The sequence below is a fragment of the Capnocytophaga catalasegens genome, from assembly GCF_026005215.1.
Classification (GTDB): domain Bacteria; phylum Bacteroidota; class Bacteroidia; order Flavobacteriales; family Flavobacteriaceae; genus Capnocytophaga; species Capnocytophaga catalasegens.
The window spans coordinates 1-5,174 of the sequence record NZ_BPMA01000092.1; the positions used below are offsets into that span (position 1 = coordinate 1).

At 34.1% G+C, this 5,174-nt stretch carries 6 protein-coding genes and 1 pseudogene; all 7 read left to right on the forward strand.

Annotated features, from left to right (window positions below; translation table 11 throughout):
• Positions 1-122, forward strand: a pseudogene (locus OO775_RS13930) (DUF4280 domain-containing protein); the annotation flags it as partial.
• Positions 123-183: 61 nt separating this feature from the next.
• Positions 184-1,122 carry a type VI secretion system baseplate subunit TssG gene (locus OO775_RS13935; RefSeq protein ID WP_264847832.1) on the forward strand — a complete coding sequence of 313 codons (939 nt, stop codon included), beginning with the start codon at positions 184-186 and terminating at the stop codon, positions 1,120-1,122.
• On the forward strand, positions 1,119-2,087 hold the full coding sequence (locus tag OO775_RS13940) for a TssN family type VI secretion system protein (RefSeq protein ID WP_264847833.1): 969 nt from the start codon (positions 1,119-1,121) through the stop codon (positions 2,085-2,087). The genes OO775_RS13935 and OO775_RS13940 overlap by 4 nt, the downstream gene beginning before the upstream one ends.
• 3 nt (positions 2,088-2,090) lie before the next feature.
• Positions 2,091-3,242: a hypothetical protein gene (locus tag OO775_RS13945; protein WP_095900522.1), complete on the forward strand. Its 1,152-nt coding sequence runs from the start codon at positions 2,091-2,093 to the stop codon at positions 3,240-3,242.
• A gap of 30 nt (positions 3,243-3,272) precedes the next feature.
• A complete protein-coding gene (gene tssO / locus OO775_RS13950; RefSeq protein WP_264847834.1) occupies positions 3,273-3,794 on the forward strand; it encodes a type VI secretion system TssO in 522 nt (173 codons plus the stop codon).
• A gap of 26 nt (positions 3,795-3,820) precedes the next feature.
• The gene (locus OO775_RS13955) at positions 3,821-4,381 is read left to right on the forward strand and encodes a hypothetical protein (RefSeq protein ID WP_264847835.1); all 561 of its coding nucleotides are present in this window, start codon (positions 3,821-3,823) and stop codon (positions 4,379-4,381) included.
• A gap of 12 nt (positions 4,382-4,393) precedes the next feature.
• Complete coding sequence (locus tag OO775_RS13960; protein WP_264847836.1) at positions 4,394-5,092, forward strand: hypothetical protein; 699 nt, start codon at positions 4,394-4,396, stop codon at positions 5,090-5,092.
• The last annotated feature ends 82 nt before the right edge of the window (positions 5,093-5,174 follow it).

A 5,174-nucleotide genomic window follows, 5' to 3' on the forward strand; every position in this document is an offset into this window, starting at 1 on the left:
CTGAGAAAGATACTATCAACGATTTAAAAATCCTCACTGAGAAAAGCACTTGCCAGTGTGCTGTAGGCGGTAAAATATCCGTTACCCATAAAGGACATAACGAACAACACAAAATAGAATAAAAACAAAAATTTGCACTTTTGTAATTTATTTGTATATTTGCTACATTAAAGAACTATCAAAATGGAACACCTAACAGGAGTTATAAATGAGATAAATCACTTACCTTATGATATAAGGGCAGAAGTGCTATTAAACCATTTGTTAGACAAAGGAATCATCTCTGACAACGAATATATAGTAAAACACCAAGGACAGTTTGTACGTGGTTATCGCACCGATGTACTAAGTGCAAAACTTACTGATTTCAACTACGATCCTACCCAATTGATAGAGGTAAGCCTTTCTCGTGATAGTTTGTACGATATACTCCCCGAAAGCGTCGCTCACCATACCAAGAATGAAACTCAAGGCAAGGGAGTAGATACAATGCTCAAAGATTACAGAGAAAGGAAACAAGAAGAAAAAGCTGCTCGTACCTTTTTTAGTCCTTTTGAGAATGAGATTTTTAAGTTAGGAGTAGAAATAGAATCCTTTGAACAAGATAGCTTTAAGGAACTCAATGCAAACGAAATTTCTACATTATTCTATGAACTTTGGGGTGTTTCAAAAGATTTCCCTACGCTCTTAGTCTCTAAGTTTATACGATTATTGCCTTATAGCTACAGAATAGTAGGTAATATACCCCTTACAGTACAAATACTTTCAAAACTTTTAGGAGAAGAAGTACAACTTAAAGAAAGAGAGTTTGCTACTTATTCTGATGAATCACAAGGTTTTTGCTTGGGAGAAGATATTTACTTAGGAGTGGATATGATCACAGGTACAGCCTATGAAGATTATACCAAACACCTGACCCTTGAGATAGGTCCCTTAAAGCATTCTGCTTTTACCGATTATATACTTGGGGGCAATAAAGAAAAATTTGTAACAATGTTCTGTGAGCACTTTTTCCCTTTGGAAGTAGAAATCCAATTAAGTGTATTGCTCTCAGAAGAAGAAAGTCAATTTGAATTAAAAGAAAATAATGACCCTATCTTAGGTTATAACACTTGTATATGAAAAAGTTAAAGAATTATTTCATCAATTTGTTCGACCCGCAACTGTTGATACTACTGCTATTTTTAGTGGCTATGTGTATAGCCATTACTATTATTTTCTCAAAGAAAGTCCCTGAGTTCAAAAAGTATAAAACCAATATCTATATCTATCTGTTCCTAACAGTATTGGTATATACAGTCATTGCCTTTTTAGGATATAGCCGCCTCTTTGAAGGGAAAACCCTAAGTGAATTTATCTTCTATCAAATCTGTACCCTAACACTTGGTATCTTTCACTGTTATTTTTACCGCTTGTTTTTCAATAAGTTCAAACTTGAGGACGATGTATTCAAAGAACTATTCTTTGCTTTGCTCGTTGTACTATATGCTTCAGTGCCCTTTTTGCTAATTTACACTTTCTTAAACGGAATGTACTATATGCCTTTGATGATGGGTAATTTCATAGTCTTTTTCATTCCTACTTTAGTGAACGCAAGTTTTAATCATTCTTTAAAGATACCTCCTAAAATCTACACTACTTGGCAATTCCCTGAAAACTACAAAGAGTTAGTAGGGGTAAGCGATGAGGAAATGCGTGATTTAGTGGTGTTTACGCTAATGATAAAAAAAGAAGAAAACGATAAGGATTACACTTTATATCGTGCCAAAGGCCCTACCCGAATAGATTTCGGGCGATTGTTCTACAATTTTGTAGAAGATTATAACGAGCGTTTTGCCGATGCTCCTATTGAGATACAAAATGAAGAAGGCTTTTATAATTGGGTATTTTTTAAACAACCTAAATGGTATGAACCTACTAAATATATAGATCCAAAATTTACCCTATATATGAATGGAATAGAAGAGAATAGCTATATCATTTGTATGCGAACACTTGTCTCCGACACTGCTATGAACAGTAGTGACCAAGAAACAGATTTTGAATACAGCAAAGAAAAAGATAACGAACGAGTAAAAACATATTAAACAATGACAGAAAAACTCACCCATTTGCCAGTAAATTTTATTGATGGAATGAAAATCAATAAAAGGTATTTTATAGATATTCAAAACTTTGTCATCGATTCAGTGCGCGATGCTATAGGAGTACATACTTCAATGCTCACTTATGGATTGTTACCTGTTAATGACCCTGTGAGAATGAATCTGTCAGTAGATACCCATAAAAACCTCCGACTGCGTATAGAGGAATGTCACGCCATCACGCCTAATGGCTCTCGTATAGATATCAGTTCTAATACGGAACAGAGTACCCTTTCTTTTTCCTATCCCGAAATTATCAAAGAGATAAAAGAAGATGAGGTAGCACTATTAGCTTGTATTTCTGTCAATCCATTCAAACGCGTCCCCTGTGGAGACCCCGACCCTGAAGAAAACCCACCTCGTGACCCTTATACCGAGCCTGAATACTATCTCTCTTTAGTAAAGGAAGAGGATCTTAGAAAAGATATGGGGGTAGGTGGACATTATCTTATCGTAGGAAAAATTTGGGTAAGTGGTGGTAATACCAATCTTGATAGTTCTTATATTCCACCTTGTGTATTAGTAGCTTCTCACCAAAAACTACAGCAGTTGTACAATGAAATCGACCGCTTTTATGGTCAGATGGAAATTTATGCTATCCAAATCGCTCAAAAAATACATACTAAAAACCAGACCAATAAATTAGCTACTATTATAGAGCAAATGACCGATAGAATGCTCTACTATTTAGCTACTGAAATCAATCATTTTCGTTGGCTTACACTCTATAGTACCCCTGCCGAAATGTTAGTGTCTGTGGTAGGATTTGCAAGAGTGCTTAAGAACTTTATCGATGCCCGATCTGGAGTAGGTAAAGAAGAATTGCTCAATTACTTTGCCGATTGGTGTAACGTAAGTCAAGGAGAGTTTGAAACAGTCTTCTCTGAGGTAATCAATACAGAATACAACCACAATCAAATAGGAGACTCTGTGGTGAAAGTAGAACGTTTTATGAAAACCTTAGAAGATTTATTCGCTATTCTAAACCGCTTAGACTTCATTGGTAAGAAACGTGATGGCAGCATTTTCGTATCTGAAATTACAAATGAAAAAAGCTCTCTACAACCTGAGAGAAGCAAGACTTTCTTAGCCGATTAATAGAAATTAACAACAAAAAAATAAACCTATATGGAAATATTAAATCAAAAAGAACGCACAAAAGCATTAGGCTTTTTCGTGTTATTTTTCGCTCTTGCTGTATTTGTTATAATTTTAGCACTCGTTGTCAATATCTACTTCCCCTTCAAGGAAAACGATTTACTCAAACAAGAAAATGCTCGCATACAACGTGAAATGAAATTTCAAGATAGCTTTTCTTTTCAGTTAGAAAAAGTAAAAGTGGCTGTAGATTCTATAGGAACACCTCAAGGGGGCTATAAAAACGATTTTTTCAACGAAAAATTAGCCCTTTCTATCCTTGCCGATATGTACAAGCAAATCCCTAAAGACTCTCTTAAAAACAAAAATATGTACAACAATACCATTTTGGTGTACAAAGAGCTCATCGATGCTAAAAAGCAAATAAAACAACTTACCATCAATCAAAAAACATTGGATAGTCTTAGTACTATCAATCAAACTCTAAAAGAGGAGTATGACAAGATGAAAGTAGATTTAGAAGTTTGCAAACAACTGTATCAACAGCAATAGAGTAGCTACAAAAAGACGAATTGAATATGCTAAAAAAATATTTACTATCATTCTTAGGCTTTATATGCTTCTCTTCTATTACTTTTGCTCAGGAAGAACAAAAGCAAGATAGTTTGCAAATCATTTCAAAGAACCCTAAAGAAACTATTACTATCAATTGTAAAATAGTACAAGGGCATAAAAAACTCAAAGGAAGACGATTTGCAAGTGCTCAACCTTTGTATTTGAGAGCCAATAAGGATACACTCACCTATGGAGTGTTTCAGTTTGGCAGAAGAGGAAAAGATTTATTCCTATATGTCAAAATATTAGACGAATCTGTTTGCTTGAAAAAAGAAGAAGATTTTGATATACTCTTTGCTTCAGGAGAAAAGATAACCCTAAAAAATCAATTTCCCATCAATTGTGAAGGGGCTTTTGCGCATAAGCTAAATGCCAAAGAAATAGATGAGATTATTTTTAAAGAAATAACTAAAGTTAGTATTTATACCTATCATAAAAACTATGAGTTTTTGATAAGTCCTAAACAAAGTGATGATATTATTACCCTAATACAATGTCTAAGAAGGTATAAACAGTTGAAATAACAAAAAAATACTATGCCACTACCCGAAATAAAACTAACACTACAATATGAAGACCGCTATTTGTCAGAAAAATGGGAAGATAGAAACGAAAATAAAGTAGTGGTACGTACTGATACCCATTTTCAAAAACATACCATTAGTATCCTCATCTCAGAACAACCCATAGGAAGCGTTCAACTAAAAATAGACGACCATTGGGTGGAACTTCCTACCTACAAACTTACGGTTACAGACGACAAAACTGAAGAAATAAAGACTTTTCAGGTTACTCGTGACTTCCTTACCTTTAAAAAAGAAACTACCCAAAAGAGTTTTTTTTCATTCTTAGGTATCAAACGCTTTGATAAAACCACTTTTTTGTATGAAAATATAGCCTTTGAGCCCGAAAAAGACAGTATAGAGAGTTTCGAACTATCGCGTTATCGCAAATTGTCCAACAATTCTTTGTCCTATCAATTTCAAAGTGGAGATAAAAGATTGCTTATCTATGCAGGGAGCTTAGAAAACTTTGCAAAACCTACAGATATAGATAGTTACTTTATCATTGTAGATAGTAATGAAGGACAAAGTTTTATAGGAGATATTTCCTATCGAGAAAAAATGCTAAAGCTCACCCCTAAAGTAACACTACAAGTTGTCAAACGCACAAAAATAGCCAAAGAGCTCTCTTTTGATAACAAAGGAAAAGTTCAAAAACTCATTTATTTGTAAACTCCTAATCCGCTAAATTTCAAAAGATTTTTTATTCAAAAATTTGTCTTTTCAGAAAACCTTTCGTACATTTGTCCCTAAC

Bases quoted from the DNA above. Each gene is read 5' to 3' on its own strand.
- OO775_RS13955 (WP_264847835.1), top strand. From the start codon at position 3,821: ATGCTAAAAAAATATTTACTATCATTCTTAGGCTTTATATGCTTCTCT.
- tssO (WP_264847834.1), top strand. From the start codon at position 3,273: ATGGAAATATTAAATCAAAAAGAACGCACAAAAGCATTAGGCTTTTTC.
- OO775_RS13940 (WP_264847833.1), top strand. From the start codon at position 1,119: ATGAAAAAGTTAAAGAATTATTTCATCAATTTGTTCGACCCGCAACTG.
- OO775_RS13935 (WP_264847832.1), top strand. From the start codon at position 184: ATGGAACACCTAACAGGAGTTATAAATGAGATAAATCACTTACCTTAT.
- OO775_RS13945 (WP_095900522.1), top strand. From the start codon at position 2,091: ATGACAGAAAAACTCACCCATTTGCCAGTAAATTTTATTGATGGAATG.
- OO775_RS13960 (WP_264847836.1), top strand. From the start codon at position 4,394: ATGCCACTACCCGAAATAAAACTAACACTACAATATGAAGACCGCTAT.